Origin of the sequence: Vibrio hepatarius (assembly GCF_043642085.1) — a bacterium.
Classification (GTDB): domain Bacteria; phylum Pseudomonadota; class Gammaproteobacteria; order Enterobacterales; family Vibrionaceae; genus Vibrio; species Vibrio hepatarius_C.
In genome coordinates, this window is sequence record NZ_JBHZSA010000001.1 from 577,518 (window position 1) to 599,867 (window position 22,350).

The 22,350-nt window shown below is 44.5% G+C and carries 21 protein-coding genes; 8 read left to right on the forward strand and 13 right to left on the reverse strand.

The genetic code is table 11. The annotated features are described in order from the left end of the window. Positions 1-23 precede the first annotated feature (23 nt). From ACHUFZ_RS02550 to ACHUFZ_RS02605, 12 genes are all read right to left on the reverse strand, one after another. Positions 24-1,646 carry an EAL domain-containing protein gene (locus tag ACHUFZ_RS02550; RefSeq protein WP_394125740.1) on the reverse strand — a complete coding sequence of 541 codons (1,623 nt, stop codon included), beginning with the start codon at positions 1,644-1,646 and terminating at the stop codon, positions 24-26. After that, complete coding sequence (locus ACHUFZ_RS02555) at positions 1,643-2,716, reverse strand: protein-glutamate methylesterase/protein-glutamine glutaminase (protein WP_394125741.1); 1,074 nt, start codon at positions 2,714-2,716, stop codon at positions 1,643-1,645. Before ACHUFZ_RS02555 ends, ACHUFZ_RS02550 begins: the two co-directional genes overlap by 4 nt. Continuing rightward, a complete protein-coding gene (locus ACHUFZ_RS02560) occupies positions 2,713-3,516 on the reverse strand; it encodes a CheR family methyltransferase (protein ID WP_394125742.1) in 804 nt (267 codons plus the stop codon). The genes ACHUFZ_RS02555 and ACHUFZ_RS02560 overlap by 4 nt, the downstream gene beginning before the upstream one ends. A 1-nt stretch (position 3,517) precedes the next feature. After that, positions 3,518-4,048 carry a chemotaxis protein CheW gene (locus ACHUFZ_RS02565; protein ID WP_394125743.1) on the reverse strand — a complete coding sequence of 177 codons (531 nt, stop codon included), beginning with the start codon at positions 4,046-4,048 and terminating at the stop codon, positions 3,518-3,520. Then, complete coding sequence (locus tag ACHUFZ_RS02570) at positions 4,041-4,526, reverse strand: chemotaxis protein CheW (protein WP_394125845.1); 486 nt, start codon at positions 4,524-4,526, stop codon at positions 4,041-4,043. The genes ACHUFZ_RS02565 and ACHUFZ_RS02570 overlap by 8 nt, the downstream gene beginning before the upstream one ends. A 16-nt stretch (positions 4,527-4,542) precedes the next feature. Next, a complete protein-coding gene (locus tag ACHUFZ_RS02575; protein ID WP_394125744.1) occupies positions 4,543-6,528 on the reverse strand; it encodes a methyl-accepting chemotaxis protein in 1,986 nt (661 codons plus the stop codon). A gap of 70 nt (positions 6,529-6,598) precedes the next feature. Next, the gene (locus ACHUFZ_RS02580) at positions 6,599-8,704 is read right to left on the reverse strand and encodes a chemotaxis protein CheA (RefSeq protein WP_394125745.1); all 2,106 of its coding nucleotides are present in this window, start codon (positions 8,702-8,704) and stop codon (positions 6,599-6,601) included. Between the two features lie 8 nt (positions 8,705-8,712). Beyond that, entirely contained in the window at positions 8,713-8,982 is a 270-nt protein-coding gene (locus ACHUFZ_RS02585) for an STAS domain-containing protein (protein WP_394125746.1), read from the reverse strand. A 12-nt stretch (positions 8,983-8,994) separates the two neighbouring features. Beyond that, positions 8,995-9,360: a response regulator gene (locus ACHUFZ_RS02590; RefSeq protein WP_134833918.1), complete on the reverse strand. Its 366-nt coding sequence runs from the start codon at positions 9,358-9,360 to the stop codon at positions 8,995-8,997. Between the two features lie 9 nt (positions 9,361-9,369). Continuing rightward, entirely contained in the window at positions 9,370-9,957 is a 588-nt protein-coding gene (locus tag ACHUFZ_RS02595) for a hypothetical protein (RefSeq protein ID WP_394125747.1), read from the reverse strand. Positions 9,958-10,086: 129 nt separating this feature from the next. Further along, positions 10,087-11,169, reverse strand: a complete 1,083-nt coding sequence (gene serC / locus ACHUFZ_RS02600) for a 3-phosphoserine/phosphohydroxythreonine transaminase (RefSeq protein ID WP_394125748.1) — start codon at positions 11,167-11,169, stop codon at positions 10,087-10,089. A 124-nt stretch (positions 11,170-11,293) separates the two neighbouring features. Beyond that, on the reverse strand, positions 11,294-12,559 hold the full coding sequence (locus tag ACHUFZ_RS02605; protein ID WP_394125749.1) for a DUF945 family protein: 1,266 nt from the start codon (positions 12,557-12,559) through the stop codon (positions 11,294-11,296). Positions 12,560-12,732: 173 nt separating this feature from the next. Between ACHUFZ_RS02605 and ACHUFZ_RS02610 the strand changes: the two genes are divergently transcribed. The 3 genes from ACHUFZ_RS02610 to ACHUFZ_RS02620 all read left to right on the forward strand — a co-directional run bounded on the left by ACHUFZ_RS02610 (position 12,733) and on the right by ACHUFZ_RS02620 (position 15,893). After that, positions 12,733-14,685, forward strand: coding sequence for an ATP-binding protein (locus ACHUFZ_RS02610; protein ID WP_394125750.1), 1,953 nt, complete (start codon positions 12,733-12,735; stop codon positions 14,683-14,685). Further along, positions 14,682-15,179 carry a response regulator gene (locus ACHUFZ_RS02615; RefSeq protein WP_394125751.1) on the forward strand — a complete coding sequence of 166 codons (498 nt, stop codon included), beginning with the start codon at positions 14,682-14,684 and terminating at the stop codon, positions 15,177-15,179. The genes ACHUFZ_RS02610 and ACHUFZ_RS02615 overlap by 4 nt, the downstream gene beginning before the upstream one ends. Before the next feature lie 165 nt (positions 15,180-15,344). Continuing rightward, on the forward strand, positions 15,345-15,893 hold the full coding sequence (locus ACHUFZ_RS02620) for a hypothetical protein (RefSeq protein ID WP_134833779.1): 549 nt from the start codon (positions 15,345-15,347) through the stop codon (positions 15,891-15,893). Between the two features lie 86 nt (positions 15,894-15,979). On the opposite strand, the gene ACHUFZ_RS02625 is transcribed toward ACHUFZ_RS02620, so the two are convergent. After that, positions 15,980-16,567, reverse strand: a complete 588-nt coding sequence (locus ACHUFZ_RS02625) for a TfoX/Sxy family DNA transformation protein (protein WP_394125752.1) — start codon at positions 16,565-16,567, stop codon at positions 15,980-15,982. A 356-nt stretch (positions 16,568-16,923) separates the two neighbouring features. Between ACHUFZ_RS02625 and ACHUFZ_RS02630 the strand changes: the two genes are divergently transcribed. The 5 genes from ACHUFZ_RS02630 to ACHUFZ_RS02650 all read left to right on the forward strand — a co-directional run bounded on the left by ACHUFZ_RS02630 (position 16,924) and on the right by ACHUFZ_RS02650 (position 22,334). Further along, positions 16,924-17,844, forward strand: coding sequence for an HDOD domain-containing protein (locus ACHUFZ_RS02630; RefSeq protein WP_394125753.1), 921 nt, complete (start codon positions 16,924-16,926; stop codon positions 17,842-17,844). 19 nt (positions 17,845-17,863) lie between these two features. Next, positions 17,864-18,769 (forward strand): LysO family transporter, encoded by a 906-nt coding sequence (locus ACHUFZ_RS02635; RefSeq protein WP_394125754.1) that lies wholly within the window; start codon positions 17,864-17,866, stop codon positions 18,767-18,769. A gap of 113 nt (positions 18,770-18,882) precedes the next feature. Then, positions 18,883-19,395, forward strand: a complete 513-nt coding sequence (locus ACHUFZ_RS02640; RefSeq protein WP_394125755.1) for a hypothetical protein — start codon at positions 18,883-18,885, stop codon at positions 19,393-19,395. Between the two features lie 144 nt (positions 19,396-19,539). Then, positions 19,540-21,192, forward strand: a complete 1,653-nt coding sequence (gene panP / locus ACHUFZ_RS02645) for a pyridoxal-dependent aspartate 1-decarboxylase PanP (protein ID WP_394125756.1) — start codon at positions 19,540-19,542, stop codon at positions 21,190-21,192. A 287-nt stretch (positions 21,193-21,479) separates the two neighbouring features. Next, the gene (locus tag ACHUFZ_RS02650; RefSeq protein WP_004414424.1) at positions 21,480-22,334 is read left to right on the forward strand and encodes a MurR/RpiR family transcriptional regulator; all 855 of its coding nucleotides are present in this window, start codon (positions 21,480-21,482) and stop codon (positions 22,332-22,334) included. Positions 22,335-22,350: the final 16 nt, after the last annotated feature.

Consider the following 22,350-nt stretch of genomic DNA (forward strand, 5'->3'; position numbering starts at 1 on the left):
GCTCAGGCTGCGATTTTTTTGTTTCAAGTATGCTGTCTGTCCAGTAGATAGTTGATGAACTCCTCTTCTGGAAGCGGCTTACTAAAGTAAAAACCTTGAATGTATTCCACTTGCTTAGCCTTGGCATAAACAAGCTGTTCAACCGTCTCGACCCCTTCGGCCACAACAGGCTTCATCATATTCTGCGCTAACAATGCGACAGAATTAAACACCGTCTGTAGCTTGGTATCCTCAACAACATTGGTTACAAACGCTCGGTCAATTTTTATCTCATCAAAGCTTAGTCGGCACAAATAACTTAAGCTCGAAAAACCGGTACCAAAATCGTCAATCGATATTCTAAATCCGTAACCTTGGAGTCTTTCTAAGGTTTGATTGACGTAGTTGAAGTTGTCGATCAGCGCCGACTCCGTTAACTCTAACTTAATTTGGTTCGGCGACAGTTGATGCTTAGTTATTGAAGACATTAGCTTATCAATAAACTCGACATCCAAGATCTCGACCACGCTAATATTTAATGCGAATAACAGTGTTTGGGTATCAATGCCCTTCTGTTCCAATTTGAGTACTAAGCGAGACAATTGACCTATATTGAATTGCGTCAGTAAGCCAATATCACCGATACGTTCGGCGATGGGAATAAACTCCACCGGTGAGACAAATTGCCCATTGAGCGTCCAGCGTATCAGGCATTCTGCGCCAGCAACTCGCTGTGAATCCGTCTCATGGACAGGTTGAAAAAGCACATAGAAATCTTCCTCTAACCTGTCTTTGTTTAACGCAGCTCTAAACTCAGTTTCTAGGTTGTTTTGATGCTCAATTTGCCGTGCGAGCTCTTCTTGGAACTCGGCAAGCCGCACGCGTTCGGTTAACACGTCTAGAATCGCCATTTCGGCTTTATTTAGGCTCAGCTCATGTGAATCGCCCTCTTTTTCAACGTAATAGCCAAGTGCAACGTTGCTGAAGAAGTGGCGGTGGTTAAAATGAAAAGGCTCATTGAGGAGCGAATAAAACCGCTCAATATCAAACGCCGTCTCTGGGGGTATAAACAGATTAAAACTGTCAGTCGAATGCTTACTGCACAGCGCTGAAGGCAACTCACTCAGTACTCGTGAGAGCACTTCCATGAACACTAAATTGGCAACTGCAGTTCCCCAGATTTCATTGATGCGTTGATAATTGCAAATCCTTACGCAGCAGACGGTGCCGTTCTGCTCAAGAAGGTTGAGTTTGGAAAGGAAGGCTTCACGGTATAGTAACCCTGTGTGAGGGTCTTGAGTCGACAGCTGGCGGTTCAAACGACGAGCGGCGATAAGCTCACCATGGTCTATCAAAGAAATAATATAGAAATCTTTATAGCGAATAAGCGATAGCTTAGCCCATTCCACATTTTTGTCGGGATAACTCAAGCCAACCTCTAGCTCGATTTCCATTTGCTCTTCTATTGCGCGGCGCAACTGCTCTGGTAAATCGATAAAATTGAATTCTTCATCAATAAAGCTAACATTTGAGCCAAACAGATATTGCCCGCCGTCGACCCTAAATAGCTCCGACGCTTGGGTAGAAATTTCTAACACCTGCATTTCACTATTTACGACGACATAAGCGATATTCATTGCTTCAATTTGGTCACTCAAATTCTTCATCGCGTCTCCAAAGACTTACGTACTTGGTAAGGTAAGAGTTCCAAAGCATAAACACCAGACACACCACCTTTTTCGACCGCCTCTTTTGGCATTCCATATACAAGGCAGCTCTCTTCATTTTGAGCAAATGTGCTTGCGCCAGACTGATGTAACTCCAGCATCCCCTGTGCCCCATCGTCTCCCATGCCAGTTAAGATCACGCCAATGGCATCTTCACCCACGGCTTGCGCAGCAGAACGAAACAACACATCCACCGAAGGCTTATGTCGCGAGACCAACGGGCCGTCTTTTAATTCTAGGTAATATCCGTCATTTATGCGTTTTATCATGGTGTGTATGGAGCCCGGCGCGATATAAACCCAGCCAGTCTGAAGCTGCATCCCTTGTTCCGCCTCAACCACATGTTGAGCCACTTCATCATCAAGCCGCTTGGCGAATGCACGGGTAAATTTTTCTGGCATATGTTGGACAACGACAATGGGGGCGGTATTTGATGAGGTTTGACTTAAGAATTGACGAACCGCCTCCGTGCCACCAGTGGATGCACCGATGACAATCACCTTCATTGCTCCAGACCCTTTGGCACAGAGTTCGTAATCTAGTATTGCATCGGCATTCTGTTTTGTTCGATAGCTTTCGCTGCCAAGATACTTTAACTGCTTCACTTTGACCTTAGCAGCATGCTTAATCGCATTGAGAATAGACTGCACTTGCTGAGAATGAAGATAATCATTTAATTGATGCTGAGGCTTATTGATCACTTCGATCGCCCCTGATGAGAGAGCCTCTAAACTGAGTTGAGGATTTTCTTCTGTCTTAGCGGAACATATGATGGTTGGGGTTGGCTGAGTCGACATGATTTGACGTAGAAATGCAATGCCATCCATCTTTGGCATTGCGATGTCGAGGACAATGACATCTGGCCACTGCTTATTCATTTTCCGCTGGGCAATCAGTGGATCCGGCGCAGCGCCACACACGGTAAGTTGAGGGTCTTGTTCAATCACTTCACCAAGCACTTGCCGCATAACCGCTGAGTCATCCACTATAAACACATTAATTGGTTTCATTCTGCCACCTTGCGATAGATACAGTTTTCGACAAACATCATCTTAGGGTGGCCTTTAAGAATGTTTTCGCTGTGACCAAGAAACAGATAGCCGCCAGTATTCAAACGAGCAATGACATTTTCAATAATGCTTCTTTGCTTTGAGACATCGAAATAAATCAGTACGTTACGCAAAAATATAATATCAAAGCGTAAGTCATAATCAGGATTGAGCACGTTTTGTTTAGAAAAATGACAAAAGCGCCGCAGAGATTGGCTAATGGTAAAGTGCCCTGAATAATCGCCAACGCCTTTTAAGCAATAGGCTCGCCTCAAGTCAGTTGGAATTTGCTCTGCAAGCAAGATATCGTATTGACAGAGAATCGCTTGCTGTATCGAAGCCTCAGAAATATCAGTGCCATACACCGACCATTTCGCATTGCCCAAGACTTTCTCCAGTACCATGGCGAGACTGTAGACTTCTTCTCCGGTCGAACATGCAGCACTCCACACTTTTATGGGTAAGGTTTCCTGCCATTGTTCGAGTAACATTGCTAATTGTTCAAACTGGAATGATTCGCGGAAAAAGCGCGTTTCATGCGTGGTCAACCTATCTATAAAGCGCTGTAATTCAATACCGTCCTTACTCGACGTTAGAACTGCCAAGTAATCATCATAGGTATTACAGCAAGTCTCTTTGAGCCTAGAAGCTAGACGATTCTCCACCATTATTCGTTTATGTTCCCCTAACCGAATGCCGGTATTTCGCTCCATTAAAGTTTGGATTGAGCGGAATTGTTCGCGATTAAGGGCGCAGTTCATCTCATGACTCCCAATGCGACAACATCACTTGTTGATTTTTAAGCATGCGTTGATTGATTTGCTTGCCGTTGAGCAATTCGGACATGACCAGTAGAGGAATGGTATCTTGATCGACTTCCACCATATCGGCGACGTATTGGTTAGGAATGTGAACCCCGAATGCGGGTTTTTCAAATACGCGATCTAAAGAAATCGACTTAATCGAGCGCACCCTAGAAACCACTAAACCAATCATGACGCTTTCTTGTAGCTTATCGCTGATTGACTCATACAAGATGATGCAACTGTACTTGTCGTATTTTTGCTGTGAACCGATACCAAGGCGAATCCCCGCATCAACGACAGGCACAACACTGCCTCGTACATTAATTACACCACACACTTCCTTGTCACACATGGGAACTTGGGTGATCTTCGCATACTCAATGACTTCGTTAACCATATCAATGGGGATAGCAACCACCTCACTTGCTACCTCAACCAATAGCATCTCTAGAGCCGGAGAACCTTCAATATCTAAAGCTTCATTCATGCTTTACCTCTGAGCGATTATTCTGATCCAAAACCCAAAACCATTGCTTGTTTGAAAGCAGCGCATCAACATTAAGTATAGTAAGCAGACGCTGTTCGAGCTTGGCTACCCCGCCAACCATTGGCGACTCTATGTACCCTCCAAGCTCGGGGATAGGCTCTAGATCCGCTTTCGAAACATCAATCACCTGTCTAACGAGATCGACTTTATTTGCAATCACATACGTTTGGCCATCTCTCACCACTTCGGTAACGATCACGCAAGTCTTGCTTGAAACGGGGCGTACCTCTTCGCCTAGACAAGCAGCAATATCGAACACGACAACCAATCTGCCGCGCAGGTTCATCACACCTAGTAACTGAGATGGCGCGCCGGAAATAGCTTCGATTTGCGGGTACTCCATGATCTCGCGTATCTTTTCGATTGGATAAGCGAAGTACTTTCCTGCCACTTTGAATTCAAGATATTTTTCTTTCATCACTCGGCATCACTTGTTAGTCATCAAAAGGAACATAGCCACTTTCTTGCTGAGTCGGCGCTACTTGTGTCCGCGCTTTTTTCCTCTTAACGCTCAAACGTTCTTCTTCAACTTTGACTAACTTGAAAAAACTCACCGTACTGCGAATTTCATTGGTTTGCTCTTGGACCATCACCGCCGTCGACGCAAGCTCTTCCGATGCGGAAGCATTTTGTTGGGCGATTTCATCAAGCTGAGATACAGTGCGATTGATTTCGGCAACACTGGTACTTTGCTCTGTAGACGCTGCGGTGATCTCTTGGACCAAGTCGGCGGTTTGTTGAATATTTGGCACCATGCGGTTAAGCATGTCACCGGCGTGCTGAGCCACTTTCACGCTACTGTCTGCCAATGTACTGATCTCTTGCGCAGCAATCTGACTTCGCTCTGCTAACTTACGCACCTCATCAGCAACCACAGCAAACCCTTTGCCGTGCTCACCCGCCCTTGCGGCCTCAATCGCCGCGTTTAATGCCAGTAAGTTGGTCTTGTACGCAATGTCTTCGATGATGCCAATTTTTTCCGCAATCGCAGTCATTGCGTTCACCGTATCATTTACTGCTTTGCCCCCTTCATTCGCTTCCGAGCTGGATTGTGTTGCAATTCCATTGGTCACTTTAGAGTTCTCAGTATTCATCGAAATGGACGAGCTCATTTGATCTAGCGAGGCACTGGTCTCTTCGACACTGGAAGCAAGCTGGCTTGAGGTCGTGCTTAACATCTGCGAAGTCGTTGAGACTTCATTGGTACTGTGCGCAATGGCTTCAACTGAGCGTTGAATATCTAACATGATGTTTTGCAACTTATCGAGGAAGCCATTAAAGCTTTTCGCTGTTTCACCAATCTCATCGCGGCCAAAATCTGGGATTCGGCGCGTCAAATCCCCTTCCCCAGAGCGCAGGTCTTCAGCGGCTTCTGACAGCGCTTTAATCGGCAATACAATACCTTTAATCAAGAACATTGCAGTGACAAATGCCAACAGTACGGCTACGCCCAACAAGCCCCACACTAATGAGATACTTTCGCGTGCTTGGTCGACAAGTTGATCTAACGACTCAGTACTTTGATTGTTGGCACTGATACTGATCTCATCGAGGATCTTCTCCAATTTGCTGAATACTTCATGCTCTAACTTATCGATTTGTTCTGCTGCCACCAGCTTATCTCTAGGGCTATAAGTAGCGAAAATATCTTTACCACCGTTATAGAGCTCAAGGTACATTTGTTCGACAAAGGCTAGGCTTTTTATCTCTTCTGGCTTGCGTTCTAATGGCTTGATTTCACTTAAGTACTGAGCAAAATTTCGTGCTTCTTTCTCAAACGCATTTACTGCACCAACTTCACCACGCATATACGCATTTAGTGCAGACATCATGTCGCCTTCTTCATCAATGAGCTCTAGATAAAGTCGCACACCGGGTAAATCGTCGTTGAGGATTTCTTGAAAATCACCGGTTCGACCTGCGTCTGCCACCTCTTCTTCTTTCAACGTATCGAGCTTGGCTTCTAAGGGGTCAGCGAACTCATTGATGAGATAGTTGTACTTATCCACCGCACGGCTTTCTAGGCTGGGATCAAACTTATTGAACACTAGGTCAAGCATGTCTTCATAGTAACGCTGAGAAAGATCGTCTATCTGACGAATCACAACGGGATCGATAGACTCTAGCTGTTTCAAGCTTTCAAAGAAGGTGACAAATTCAGTGTAATTTTCCAAAAAGTCGACTTTCTCTTCTGCTTCGCCGGTAATGAACTCGAGCACATTTGAGTTCATGTCCCCTAACTCATCAAGCATGCTCAAGGACAAGATAACTTTCGGAATCTCTTCTTGGCCGACACTAATCGCATAAGTTTCAATGGTTCGATTTTTTAACTGCACAGAAACTGCAATCACAAGTAGCAGAATTCCCATTGTGCACATAGCAACAATTATCTTGTTCTTGATCGATAACTTACCAATCATGCTGCTCTCCCTAGCAACAAAAACCACTTATTCGTAGCCTGTTGCAACATTTAAAATTGCGCTCAGCTCATCAGTTAAAGCGCTCTGCATTTATTCGTTCCGTTGGGCTCAATGCGGTTTGAATCAAGGCAAAAATATCTAGGATTATGGCCACTTCACCACTACCGAGTATTGTTGCCCCACTGACCCCTTCCAGTCCTTCAAACAATGGACCTAACGGTTTAACCACGGTTTGAAACTCTCCGCTTAAACTATCTACTACCAACCCAGCTCTTAACGAGCCCAGTTGAATAACAATCAGCGCTTCTTGCTCGATTGGTGTTGATGACTCAAGCCCAAACCATTCTGAGAGCCGTAAGAACGGCAACACTTCATCACGAAGATTGACGTATTTTTTGTCTCTGCTGCTATTGGACTCACTCACTTCATTGAGCTCCAAGCACTCAACAACACTATCAAGAGGGATAACATAGTCTCCGCCACCAACCTTAAACATGAAGCCATCAACAATGGATAGCGTCAGCGGCAAACGGATGATAAAGCGGCTACCTTGCCCCGCTTCGCTCTCAATCTCAATGCTGCCTCTCAGCAGTTCAATATTGCGCTTCACCACATCCATACCTACACCACGGCCAGAAAGATCCGTCACTTGATCACTAGTCGAGAAGCCCGGCTCAAACACCAATTTCCATATTTCGCGCTTTGTTAAGCTCTCTTCTGCCCTGACTAACCCCAATTTTCGCGCATGTTCTATCACTCTTTGTTCATCGATACCTTTACCGTCATCGACCACCTCAATCACAATCGAACCAGAGTCATGGTAAGCATTAAGGCGTATCGTGCCACAGCTCGGTTTACCGACCTTTTCCCGCTTGCTGGTTGACTCGATTCCGTGGTCAATCGCATTGCGCACTAGATGGGTAAGCGGGTCACTCAGTTTCTCAACGAAGGTCTTGTCCAGTTCGGTATCTGCACCACTCACCACTAATTCAACTTGTTTGCCCAATTCAAGCGAAGTATCGCGAACAATGCGTTTAAACTTGCTGAAGGTATCTCCAATTTGCACCATTCGAAGTTGCAAAGAACTATCGCGAATGTTTTCAACTAATCTCTCAAGCAGCGCCATCGATTCAATCAAGGGTTCGTTACCCGTTTGATGAGCGAGTAGATTGGTTCTTGCGCCCATGATCACCATCTCTCCAACTAAGTCGATCAGTTGGTCGAGCTTTTCCGCTTCCACCCTTAACGTTTTTGAACTCTTAATTGGCGATGGGATTGAGGAAGACGTAGCTTCAATACCGGACGGAATTTGATGGGCTTCGAGCCACTGCTTAGATTGCTCGGCGTCGATTGCACCTAACTGGGCAAACTTTTCAATCAAGGTTTCTGTGGGTTCAGGTAGGCGCTGAGCGAGTTCATAGTAACGCTCCACAGGGCTATTCGGCGGCAGTATCTCGATCGTGGCGTCATTAACAATAAACTCAAACGCATCTAAAATTTGTTCCTCAGAACTTTCTCCTTTAAAGCGAATTTCGTATCCCAAATAACTGTTTTCCGGTTTGAAACCGTCGTTCATATCCTCCGCATTAATACTCTTCTCCAATGCATTAGTCACAAGGGCGACGCGCTGTAGCTCACCTTTGGTGCCTAAATATTGAATGAAACCGATGGGATCTAACCCTTCTTGAAATACCGTCATATTAGGGCGGAGCGAAATGTGCCAAATACCCTCATGCCTATCAGAATTGCTATCAGACGGCTTATTAATTTCAATAGCGGCGCGGTCAGTGGCGATTTGAACTAAGTACGGCAGAACTTTAGCGAGCACATCTTCAGCATCTGGCATTGGGCTGCTGGAACTCACTGCAATGACCTGCTGACGAATAACATCATTGCCTTCCATTAAGACTTCCAGCAGTGGCTCATCAACTGGTGTAGTACGTTGGCGGACTTGATCCAATACCGATTCCATCGCGTGAGCTAATGTGGTGATTTCATCGAAGCCGAACAGCCCCGCATTGCCTTTGATGGTATGTATGGCGCGAAACAACTCGTCGATCCAATCGGAAAAGTGGTGCGTAAGGAGTTGCTGATTGAGCAAGGATTGCTCAACGTCATCCGTTAGCTCTAAGGACTCGTTGATAAAGATTTGAATTGCTCGGTCAAACTCTGCCATTTTGCCACCTACTCAATGAGATCCGTGATGCCAAACAACTCGAGATAAACACATACTGCGGGGGCAAGGTTTAGGAGCTTGGTTTGATGCTCAACCCGACTTTGGTGACAGATAAACCAAATAACCAATTGAAAGCCAGCAGAATCCATTTCCGTCACGTATTGCGCATCTAGTGAGACATCCTCATGTTCATGTAAGGCCGCGACCATTTCACTATGAGTCTGCTCCACCTCATAAATGGTTAGCTCTGCTGGCAATACGTAGACGTGCATTGACATTACTACCCCTCACTAACTCAATAGCTTACTGACAGCTTCTAGCATCTGCTCAGGGCGAAACGGTTTGACCATCCATGCCTTGGCGCCCGCTTTTCTCCCTTCTTCCATTAAGTACTGCTGACTCTCCGTTGTAAGCATAATGACAGGGGTAAACTTGTATTTAGGTAAGGTTTTTAGTTGTTTGACGAAGTCGATACCATTCATGTTGGGCATATTGACGTCACTAATAATCAGATGCACCTTATCGCCGGTTAACTGCGCTAAACCGTCAAGACCATCCTTCGCTTCAATAACTCGATAGCCTGCCCCTTCTAAAGCAATGCTGACCACCTGTCTTAACGATTCAGAGTCATCGACTACCATGATTGTTTTCTGCATCATCCATCCCTAAAAAAACGTTAAGCTACCCTCATCATGAGGCGACTTATTACTCTCGACTCGCGTTTTTTGCTCGATGACATCAAGCGCCTCACGAATTTCATCTTCATCCCAGCCACAGCTATCTAGCCGTTCGATCGCAGCTTCAATGATCTGTACTCCTTCAACGATTCCGCTTTGTTGTTGATGAAGGCGGTCGCCAAATTGCAGTAACACCAATACTTCTTTATAAACCTGCTCCATTTGCTCTCTGTATTGCTTGACCTCATCACTTGGAGCGTCATCAATTTGTTTTATGCGGCTCGAAAGCGTTCTCATCGATTGAACTTTGGTACTCAATTCATTGATCGCTTGATGGGAAAAATCACATGAGGTTTCAGCCTGCTGGCGAACTTTGGGCAGCAGCACACTGGCAAGAGATTGAGTCGATTTTTGGTAAGCGCTGTTCGTAGTAAAGTTGAATCCAACCAGTAGAAAATAGAACAGAGCGGTGATGAAGCCAGCAGAGAACATCGCCGGTACAGTAAACCCCACCAGCACAACTTGGATAAGAAAAATAGCGGCCCCAAGGCCAATAAAAAGTGGAAAGCGCCCCAACTTAACGACCCTTTTATCAATAACCTAGTAAATAAGCCTAGTTCATAAATAAATAGTGAGCGCGATTTAGCAATAAAAAAGGTCTAGCCCGAGAGAGCTAGACCTTTACATTGATATGAAGAGAGAAAATTAAGCGTTTGCTGCTTCAAACTCTTTCATAAACTCAACAAGAGCCTGTACGCCTTCAAGCGACATCGCGTTGTAAATTGATGCACGCATGCCTCCGACTGCACGGTGGCCTTTTAGCGAAACCAATCCTCGCTCCGCTGCTTGCTCAAGGAACGCAGCGTCTAGCTCAGGCTTAGCCAATTGGAATGGTACATTCATACGCGAACGGTTCTGAGCGTGAACGTTGTTAATATAGAAGTCTGAGTTATCAATCTGTTGGTAAAGAAGTTCTGCTTTCTGCTTATTAACGCTTTCCATCGCAGCCACGCCACCTTGCTCTTTCAGCCACTTAAACACTAAGCCAGAAAGGTACCAAGCAAACGTTGGTGGAGTGTTGAACATGGAGTCTTTCTCAGCCAGAACTTTATAGCTCATAAAGCTAGGCAGTAAGTCGTTAGCTAACTCAAGCAAGTCATCTCGAACGATGGCGATACAAATGCCCGCAGGACCGATGTTCTTCTGTGCGCCCGCATAAATAACGCCATATTTGGCAACATCAATCTCACGAGACAGAATGGTTGATGACATGTCCGCTACGATTGGTTTATCAGTCTGAGGCAGTTCTGAGATTTCGATACCATCAATGGTTTCATTTGGACAGAAATGAACATAGGCCGCTTCCGGGTCAATTTTCCAATCTGACGCATTGATAACAGCAGCTTTACCATCAATCTCCGTTTTGGCTACGAAGGTATCAACCTGACAATATTTGCTTGCTTCATCAATTGCACTTTCTGCCCAGTAACCCGCGTCAACATACGTTGCTTTTTTAGCGCCACCCAATAGGTTTAGTGGAACCGCCGCAAACTGAGCGCGCGCACCACCTTGGCAAAACAGAACTTTGTAGTTGTCAGGAATATTGAGTAAGTCACGCAGATCTTGCTCTGCTTCTTCTGCCACCTGAATAAACTCTTTGCTACGGTGGCTGATCTCCATGACAGAAGTGCCTAGGTTGTTCCAATCAACCAATTCCTTTTGCGCTTTTTCCATCACAGCTTTAGGTAGGGCCGCCGGACCCGCACTAAAGTTAAACACATTGCCCATTTGTCTTTCCTTGCAGATGATTCAATAAACTAATTACCCGATTAATACCATGTTTTACTGCTTATAAAAAGCAAGAAAAGAGGTCTTAAGACCTCTTTTCACTTTAAGCCGCCAAATGTGGCAATTATGGTTGCATTAATGCTGGTAGAAGTAATGCCATCAATGGAATTTGCTGACCATTTTCAAACACCAAGTTACCTTCTTTTAGCTCAGCTTGGATTTGATAGCCCTGCTCGGTCTCTTGAATCAGCTCCATCACCATCGCTTCGTCAATACCTTGCTTGATAAATGGGTATTCTGTTACCAACCCACTAGAGAAAAAGGTATTTAAGTCGCCCGTTAATGCAGGCAATATCATTGCTGGATTTTGGGTAACATTGCTTGTGCCTTCAGGAACCGTAATTTTCCACTTAGACTCAAACTCGCTATCTTCACTAAGCTTCACCGCCATTTTATTCATCGCTAGGTAAAAACCTTTCGAGAATAAGTTTTCTACATATGGAATTGCCGTTTCGATATCAGCACTGGTGAGCATTGGGTTATTTTGATACAGATTAACCAGCTTCTCGAACGACTCGCTATCTAAGTCGCCAAATGCAAGGTCAATAGAAACACTATCCACCTTACCATCGCTTGTGAGTAGATCATTAAGATCAACTTGGTGCTGACTGCTGACCGTCTTAGCCATTTCATCGAATGAACTACGGAACGTGTACTGGCTGTCATGCATGCTAAATAGCGGCGTTTGGTCGATATTCACTACAGAAGCTTCGGTGACTTTAAGGGTCTGTTCGCCCAGCCAAAAACTGTTCATTTTCTTGCCTGTGCCTTGACCGCTCAGACCAGACATCAAGACTTTTTCGCCTGAGTTAAAATCAATCTCAACCGATGGGACGTCTAAGTCGTAGGTAATATCACCTAACACACTCACGTGGCCTTTCAGTGTCGATGGGGTCACTGACACAATTGCACCATCCACGCCTTCGCTGACTTGGTTCCAAGCACTCAGTTGTAAGTCGAAGTCGGTATTACCGTTGAGCTGGGTAGTGGTATTCAGCGTCAAAGGAAACTCGGGCATGTCTTGTAAAACCGACTCAGCGCTTAAGCTAAATAGGCCATGGCTGATATCACTGTTTACTACAATCTCAGAAGGTATGCCGTCAATCGCCAGTTGTTCTGCTAACACTGGGTCGAGCACGGTATAACGCGTGGTGACTGTCGAAGATAGATAGCCGCGATCATAGTCGACAATTTCAGCTTTAACTGAGTCCGAAGAAAGGTTCGTAATACCGTCTTTAATCACAGACTGACCAATTTGGCCAACCGCGAGAGGCCAACACAATGCAAGCGCAATGGCACCGCCGATGGCACCGAGTTTTTTTAGTTCCATGGTATTCATTTCTTATATTAAGATTTGTTTCAGTCTACACGAAAAAACATTGAGATAAATCAGTGTATTGGCTTTCAAGCAAAAACAATCAAAAATCTCATATCTAGCTCCCAGTCCCTACCTTGAATACTTGTTACTGTAACTAGTGTCAGTGTTTAAAGTGTAGCCTACTTGTGAATCAATTTTCCGTACTCTGTTTAGACAGTAACCCGATTAGTATTGAGCAACTACGTCGCGAACTTAGCCCTTTCGCCGCTAAGTTCGACTTGCATAGTGCCGAATGTATCGAGGAAGCAAACGCCGCTCTAGCCTTTTGCACCGAACGAAAGCAGACCGTCGCCTTGGTCATCGCCAGTCATCATGAGTCATTCAACGGCGCCGACTTCCTAATTCAACTCGATAAAAACCAACACACTAAGACGGCGCGAAAGATTCTGATCAGTTGCGGCCAAGACATCCAAGCAATTTTGTCAGCGGTCAACGACGGCAGACTCGATCATTGTTTGACCAAACCTTTGCAAGATAACTTGGTTCACAAAACCGCGCAGAAAGAACTGACCACTTTTATCATTGAAAATGACAAAGAGAATCTGCTTTCCTACAGCCAAATCCTCGACCAACACCGATTACTTCGCACTCATATTGACCAAAAAATGCGTCACTATCGTGAAGGATTTATCACTGACCATCACAGCCTTTCCGATCAGCAGTTAGTGGAACAAGTCACCACAGCACTATTAGAATTCTTTGCTAAAGAAGACGAAACCCGCGCGAAACGGACCTATTCTTCAGACCACCTCCTGACCACAGAAGGCGAAGAAAACCAGTTTCTGTGGTTCATTACCAAGGGAACGGTCGCGCTATATAAGAAAGATGACATAGGTGTCCAACGAGAAGTAGTACGCCACTCGCAAGGTAACATTGTTGGTGGTATGTCGTTTGTCACCGGTGAGCCCTCTTTTTCTACCGCAGTAACGCTTACCGAAACTGAAGTCATTAAGCTCGACCGTAAAGTATTTGCCAAGGTGATGCATTCGGACACCTCGCTGCTGCCTCTGTTCACTAACCTACTCTTACGTCATTTTAACCGCCGCTTACAACGCAGTATCAACACCAAGTTAGAGCTGCAAAAAACCCTTGAGTCACTGGAAGATGCTCATCAGCAACTGATTGAGCGTGAGAAAATGGCGATGCTCGGTCAGCTAGTCTCTGGTGTAGCACACGAACTGAATAACCCGATTGCGGCGATCTTAAGGGGCACTGAAACGCTAACCAATAAAATTCAAACCCTAATTGACGCCCGAGCTATTGATCAAGTTGGGGATGATGGCATTGCTGTCCTTCAACTTGGGTTAACTCAAAGGCCAAAATCAACCGCCGCCGAACGCGATTTGGCCAATCAAGTCAATCAACATGTCGATAATAGACGTATCGCCAAAAAGCTCGTCAAACTAGGGCTTGAACAGCAAAATCGTTGGTTCGACCAATCCAAGCAATCTCCAGAAGCCACTTTAGAACGCTTAGAACGGCTAGAAGAATATTACCTCGCAGGCAGTACGCTTAGGTCGATTGGAGTGTGCGCAGGGCGAATCGCCGATATGGTCAAAAGTTTAAAAGGCTATGCGCGACCGAATGATGAGCGTTTTCATGTCACCGATATTCATGAGGGTATCGAAGATACTTTGGTGATCTTTGAAAACAAACTCAAATTCCATACCGTTGAGCGAGACTATCACGAGCTCCCTCAACTGCCTTGTTTACCTATCGCATTGCAACAAGTGTGGACCAACCTAATTTCCAATGCGATTGATGCTTTTCCAGACAAAGGCATGCTGACAGTACGTACCGAGCTTGCCGAACAAGACGATCAACAATGGGCGGTTATTTCATTTACGGATAACGGCTGCGGTATCCCTGAAGAAATTATCGACAATATTTTCTCTTTAAACTTTACCACCAAGAAAGAAGGTAATTTTGGATTAGGCATCGGCCTGTCTATCTGCCAACAAATCATCCATCAACATGGCGGAAAAATATTCGTCGAGTCATGTCGGGACCAGTTTACCCAAATGTCAGTTTGGCTACCGGTTAGCCAACCTCAGTTAACAGCAAGGAGCCATGAATGAACAAATACCTCATTTTATGTGTTGATGACGAACGTGAAGTATTAGACAGCGTCATTCAAGACTTAGATTGTTTTGAAGAATACTTTTTATTAGAAGCGGCAGAATCCGTTCAAGAAGCCAAACAATTGATTGATGAATGTAACCAGCAAGACATAAAATTGGCGCTTATTGTTTGTGATCACATCATGCCTGACCAAACTGGGATCCAATTCTTGATTGAATTAAATGAGCAACCGGATACGGCCACCACTCGAAAGCTATTACTCACCGGACAAGCGGGCTTAGAAGATACAGTCGAAGCCGTCAATCATTCCAGCCTAGACTTTTACATAGCTAAACCGTGGCGAGGAGATGAACTCCGTCAAGCGGTGAAACAGCAGTTAACGACTTACATCATCGATAACGAACAAGACCTAATTCCTTGGGCCGCAGCGCTAGACACTGAGAAAATATTCGAGGCCGTCGCACAAAATCGAATCAACTATGGTGAATAATCGAACAAAGCTTGGCACGTGTATTGCTTTCTTATATAAATAACGACAAAACAATGACATTTCTATAGTGGCAGTCGCTATGATGCATTATCATGTCGTATTAAACGTCATGGCGCCCGTCGCTAAAGACCAAGGAAATTCACAAGATATAGGTTTATCGTCAATATGCGTAAAACAATCTTAGCTGCAGCACTCGTGCTAGCATCTGGTCAATCTTTTGCTCAAACCGACCCAAACAGCCCGGCGGTAATGAGCAACTTTAGTTATGACTACCTAGAAGCTCGTATCGGCGCAAGCCCGGTTACTTTTGGTGCCGCAATGAGCAAATCCGTACACCCAAATGCACACCTAATCGGCCGTATCGACTCTGAGTTCGAAGGCGATTACGATGCAGCAGCGGGGTTCGGTTTCCACGCCCCAATCAACAACTGGGCAGACCTTACTGGTGAAATGCTTTTCCGCCTAGTCGATGACGGCGCAGCAAAAGGTACTGACACAGGTATGGAACTGAACCTAGGTGTTCGCCAGTGGTTAGGTCCACAACTTGAAGTGGGTGGTAAAGGTGGTTACGTATCAATCGATGACAATGATGATTGGATTGGTTCAGCATACGTACGATTCCACTCTACAGAGCTATTCTCTCTAGGTGGTGAACTGCGCATCAACGACTACTATGGTGATCAGTTCATGTTCACTACACGCTTTAAGTTCTAAGCGTTACCGATACTAAAAAGCCGAGGTTGATACCTCGGCTTTTTTAATGCAAATCCTTTTGCATCTGAGCATTTTTGTCGGCTAAATTAGTGACAATTCGCCAATAGTTGACGCTTACGCGGTTCTTGAATCAGTTTCCAGTGAATACCTTCGATCGCACCAGCAAACTTCCATAATAACTTCACGTCGACATCACTACCGTACGCTTGCTTCACTCGCGAAAATACTGCTGGCGCACCGAGTTCTAGGAAGGTTTCCACATCGTCTACGCCCGCCTTCTTCACCATACGCTCAAGAGTTAATTGCATATTTGGTAAATCACGTAAGCGTCGGTTCGCTGAAGAGCGCTTAAACTCACGTTGAGAGACTGAAAAAGAGATAGACTGCTCAACCAGTTCAGCTAAGTCTTCATGCTTTGTAGTGAACAGCTCGGTGATATCGTAATAGTTTACTGTCGCTGTCGTTTGTTTCTTAACATGGCGGTATTTCTCACAGCCAAGCTGATTTAGTTGCTGATCGAGTTTCTCACCACCACGAATAAATATTTTGTCTGCACTTAACAGTGCGAACATTGCTTCTTCTCTAAACAAACCTGTACCGCCAAACATCGAACGCTTTTGGAAGTCACCGAATTTTGTCACGTACTGAATAAATTGTTGCTCTGTCATATCCATTGATCCTTAATCTAAAACCCCGATTAGTTATGATCACCAGATAGCAGCAGTTATAAGCGAAAAATTTAAAACTCACTTAAGTTACATTGTTTTTTATTGTTTAACTTAAGCGATAACAAGTAAGGTAAATGATAGTTAACGAAACGAAATAAGTCTGTGCATGAATCACATCAAACAGAGATAATTAGCGGTTTATTGGGAAGTAAATCACACCTTAATACTTTTGGCATTTATAAAAGGCGTCAGTAATTCACCAATAAAATGCTACGAAAAATATCAATAATAGTGATCAATCATTTGCTAATATGCGCCTAGAAACGTTACACTGTAAACAGTGGCATAATTCTAAAGTTTATATGAATCACCTATCTTTTTACTGGTTGCCAGAAAACGGCGATCTGTTGCTTAAAGGCATCGAATCTGAGTTTTTTAGTCTGATTGAGCACTCAATTAGCTCTAGGAAAATATCTCTTCCTCCTATTCCTGATGTTGTTCTCAAGATTCAGCAACAATGCACTCAAGAATCAACGACGATTTCAGACGTCGCAGACTTATTACTTGAAGACCCTGGCCTTGCCGCAATTGTTATCCGCGTGGCAAACTCTGTCATTTTTAATCGCCGCAATATCACTTGCACCGATCTCGTTACCGCTGTTTCTCGACTTGGTATTTTGCGCGTACGCGACATCGTAACAGCCCAAGCAATCGAACAGCTCAAGCATTCCATTAATCTCAGCCACTCGTGTAACAACATCCTCATAGAAAGTGCAACGACATCCCGTGAGCTTGCGGCGACTATGGTGTTGGTCGCTCGTGGGTTCAAAGAGAGTCAACAAGCACAATATCGTCATATTGAAACCGATAAAGCGCTCTTGTGCGGCCTTCTCGCCGATATTGGTCTGTTCTGTATCGTCAACGAATACCATAACTATCTTGAGCAAGGGAATTACCTTGACGAAGATATCGCATTCCAAATTTTTGATAGACAATGCTCGAAGGCGAGTAAGCTTGTCCTCGATAGCTGGGGATTTGACAATGACTTCCTCGAAGTTGCCTCTAACCAAACTCTCCAACCAGCAGAACATCTGATCACTTATTTAGATATCGCGCGCATCGCTAATCATATATTGATGTATCGTCGTAAAGATGACGCAATAGACGAACATACTGTCGAAATCGATGTCACCGGCGCGGATATACTGTACAAACTCAGTAATTTAAGTGATAGTGAGTTCAACACACAGATTGATGAACTTATTAGTGCAAGTGGCTTATAACCACTAGACAGGATGTACCATGTTTTCAGGGATGATATTTATCTTTGCCCCATTGGTGGTGGGGTATCTAATTTCTATATCCAAAAAATCAACTCTCGACACAATAAACGTTACTACTTCTAACCTTATCTACGTTATTTTGTCGTTAATGGGCCTCAGTTTGGCGGGGTTGGATAACCTTGGCCAAAACCTGCAACTGATTCTAAAGACCACTGCAGTTTTCTTCATTTGCTTGAGCCTAGCGAATTTGGCAGTACTGCCATTTGTTGACAAGTTGATGCCTATTAAAACCGATGTCAGCAACAAGAAACTGCCCCTTTCTTCGATGGCGATGGAGTCTGCCAAACTCATTTTAGTCGTCGGTAGTGGTTTGATTGTCGGATTGGCACTGCCTTTCGATCTTAGCTGGGTCGATACTGCGAGCGAATGGATTCTATTCCTGTTGCTATTTTTTATTGGTATTCAGCTTCGCAACAGCGGACTCACCCTGCGACAGATCCTCCTCAATAAGCACGGTATGGTTATTGCGCTAGTCATTATTGTTAGCTCGATGGTGGGTGGCATCGTCTCTGCTCTGATCCTTGATATCGATATCTACCGAGGGCTAGCGATGGCTTCCGGTTTCGGTTGGTACTCTTTGGCGGGTATTTTGATGGGTGATGCATTTGGTCCAGTCTACGGCGGTGCATCATTTATGATTGAATTACTGCGCGAACTAGTCGCTCTAATTCTGATCCCGCTATTCATTCGTACTAAGCCATGTACTTCGATCGGTTATGCCGGGGCAACAGCAATGGACTTTACTCTGCCTGTGATTCAAACAACCGGAGGGGTGAGATGTGTCCCTATCGCAATCGTTAGTGGCTTCATACTCAGCCTACTTGTACCAGTAATGATGTTGTTCTTTGTCTCACTTGCAGGCTAGATCGCAGGAATCAATCGGTAATTTTTCTATTATTGGCCCTTATTAGTCAGCCCAAGTTGTTTAGAGTGATCTAAACAGAAAAATAATAAGATAAAACTTCAAAAGGAATCATTATGAAACGCATGCTCGTTGCATTGCTGCTAGGCACTACCTCTACATTCGCTGCTGCGGCAGATAACACTTGTCTAGCAAAAAAATATGACGCGTACATCGACGCTTCACTCCACTGGTATGAAGATTTAGCAAGTTTGACCTCTGAGCAATACCCAGAGCTAACAGAAGTAAGCGATTGGTTCCTAGAAGGCCGCAAACATCACTTCGAGCTAAATCGTGCTGCGGTTCATTATTACTTAACAGAAGACCAAACCAAAGTAGCCACTGAGCAACCGGTCGAGGCTTGGCTGCAATTAGAACAGAAAGACATTAAAGTACTTGCCTCTCGTAGCGATGAACTGGGTCAACTAGCCAAAGTGACCTTTGGTGATCGCCAAGCAAAACCGCACGAAAAGAACTATGAGCTTCGCTCTGCGTTCGCTGATTTACTTAGCCACCCAACAAAAATTGATAGCGCGCTTCAGCGTTACAATTCTTCAATTAAGCAGCTAGAATCGATCAAATGTGAGTAGTACCATTAATCGTAGGGTCTTTAACAGAGTTCTGCGACGGGTGCATTACAAAATCTAAGATTCGTTAATTAAGACGGGACTTTGGTCCCGTTTTCGTTTAGATTGTCGCGCTGCAATAAAAAAGATTAGAGCAATGTAAGCTGTATGGTATCGGAACATAAAACGGCTGATGTGAGCTTCGAGAGTTTACTCCGAATTTTCACAGTACCTGAAGGGCCAGACTCAACGCTAACAAGAATTGAAGAAAAGTTATCGCGCAACTTGAACAAGTTTCTGCGCGAACACATCGTCGCAGAAGAAAAACCACTGCTAGAGATAGAGAAAGACTTTTCTAATGCCTCAATTCCTGAGCAACCCGAATTTGTTTCAGAGCATACTCAGCATTTGCTAGATTCTTTAGTCTCGCATTCGGTTCATACTTCTGCGCCAAGCTTTATTGGTCATATGACGTCGGCACTACCCTATTTCTTAATGCCGCTGTCTAAGATTATGATCGCGCTTAACCAAAACTTGGTTAAAATCGAGACTTCCAAAGCTTTCACTCCTTTAGAGCGCCAAGTTCTTGGCATGCTACATCGACTCATTTACGGTCAAGACGACAAGTTTTATAGTCAATGGATGCACAGTGCAAACCACTCATTAGGGGCATTCTGCTCCGGTGGTACCATCGCTAACATTACTGCGCTCTGGGTAGCTCGTAACAATGCTTTACGTGCTCAAGGAAACTTCAAAGGCGTCGAAAAAGAAGGTCTGTTTAAAGCCATGAAACATTATGGCTATGAAGGTCTTGCGGTACTTGTCTCTGAACGCGGCCACTATTCGCTGAAAAAAGCAGCCGATGTATTAGGTATTGGCCAAGAAGGCCTTGTCGCGGTCAAAACAGACAATAACAATCGAATTTGCCCTGATGCTCTACATGAAAAAATCGTCGAGCTAAAAGCACAAAACATTAAGCCGTTCGCCGTGATTGGTGTTGCTGGTACAACAGAAACCGGTAGCATTGACCCGCTTAAATCTATTGCGCAGATCTGCCAACAAGAAGATTGCCATTTCCATGTTGATGCTGCATGGGGCGGTGCGACACTGATGTCGAACAACTACCGCCACCTTCTTGATGGTGTTGAGCTAGCTGATTCCGTCACCATCGATGCTCATAAACAGTTGTACATCCCTATGGGTGCCGGAATGGTACTGTTTAAAAATCCTGATGCGATGAAATCAATCGAGCACCACGCTCAGTATATTTTACGTAAAGGTTCAAAAGACTTAGGTAGTCATACGCTTGAGGGTTCTCGCTCAGGAATGGCGATGTTGGTTTATGCTGCAATGCATATTATCAGCCGCCCAGGCTATGAACTGCTTATCGACCAAAGCATTGAAAAAGCGAAGTTCTTCGCAGGCCACATCGAACAGCAAGATGATTTCGAACTGGTTTCTGAGCCTGAGCTTTGCTTACTCACCTATCGCTATGTACCAAGTCACATTCAAGCCGCGCTTGAACGCTCTTCAGTTCAGCAGAGACAAGAGCTCAATGACCTGCTTAATGAGTTGACTAAGTTTATTCAAAAACGTCAGCGTGAAACTGGTAAATCCTTTGTCTCACGCACACGCTTAAACCCAGAACGTTGGGGACGATTGAATACCATCGTATTCCGAGTTGTTCTTGCTAACCCACTCACAGGTTGTGACATTTTGGGTTCCGTTCTCAAAGAGCAACGAGAAATTGCAAAGCAAGCTCCCAAGCTTATGGAGAAAATTGAACGATTGGTTGATGTCATCAATCATTCACAGAGCTAAAACTGAAATTTTCTTTCTAGAAAAGTGTAATTTCTCTATCAATGATAGCCTCAACGTTTAAAATTTTAGCGATACACTATTGAATTCTGTAGTTTAGCCAAAATTTAGTTTGAGGCTTGTCATATATTGGCCAATTCCCTAGTAGAAAAGTTGCCGCAAACCTTTTGCTTAGGTTTATACTGGCTCCATGGCGCTGGATTGCATTTACTCTTTTAGGGAACAGTTTGTTTCCTATCAATAATTTCGGGTATATCCAGTGAGTTGTTCTCTATACCCTCGTGAACACTATGAACACATTAGAAAAAATTCAAAAGAACCTAGAAAATTTTAGTAAGTCAGAGCGCAAAGTTGCTGAAGTTATTATGGCATCGCCTCAGACTGCTATCCATTCTAGTATTGCTACACTGGCTAAAATGGCTGATGTGAGTGAGCCAACTGTTAACCGTTTTTGCCGCCGTTTGGATACCAAAGGTTTCCCGGACTTCAAACTTCACTTAGCACAAAGTCTGGCTAACGGTACACCTTATGTGAACCGTAATGTCGAAGAAGATGATGGCCCAGATGCGTACACGCATAAGATTTTCGAATCTACGATGGCTTGTCTGGATGTGGCAAAAAACAGCTTAGATGCAATGCAAGTTAACCGAGCGGTTGATCTACTGACTCAGGCGAAACGCATTTCATTCTTTGGTTTAGGTGCGTCATCTGCCGTTGCAAAAGACGCGCAAAACAAGTTTATTCGCTTTAATATCCCAATCACTTGTTTCGAAGACATTGTGATGCAACGTATGAGCTGCATCAACTGTACAGACAACGATGTGATCGTATTGATTTCACATACTGGTCGTACTAAGAGCCAAGTTGAGATTGCGAACCTTGCACGTGAGAATGGCGCGACTGTTATTGCTATCACCGCAAAAGACTCGCCACTTGATAAAGCCAGCTCTCTGTCTATTTCACTTGATGTGCCAGAAGATACGGATGTTTACATGCCGATGGCGAGTCGAGTCGTGCAGATGACTGTCATTGATGTTCTTGCAACCGGCTTTACGCTGCGTCGCGGTTCTGGTTTTAGAGAAAACCTTAAGCGCGTTAAAGATGTCTTAAAAGACTCGCGTTACGACAAGCTGTCACAGTTCTAAAAAAGCGGAGCATCAT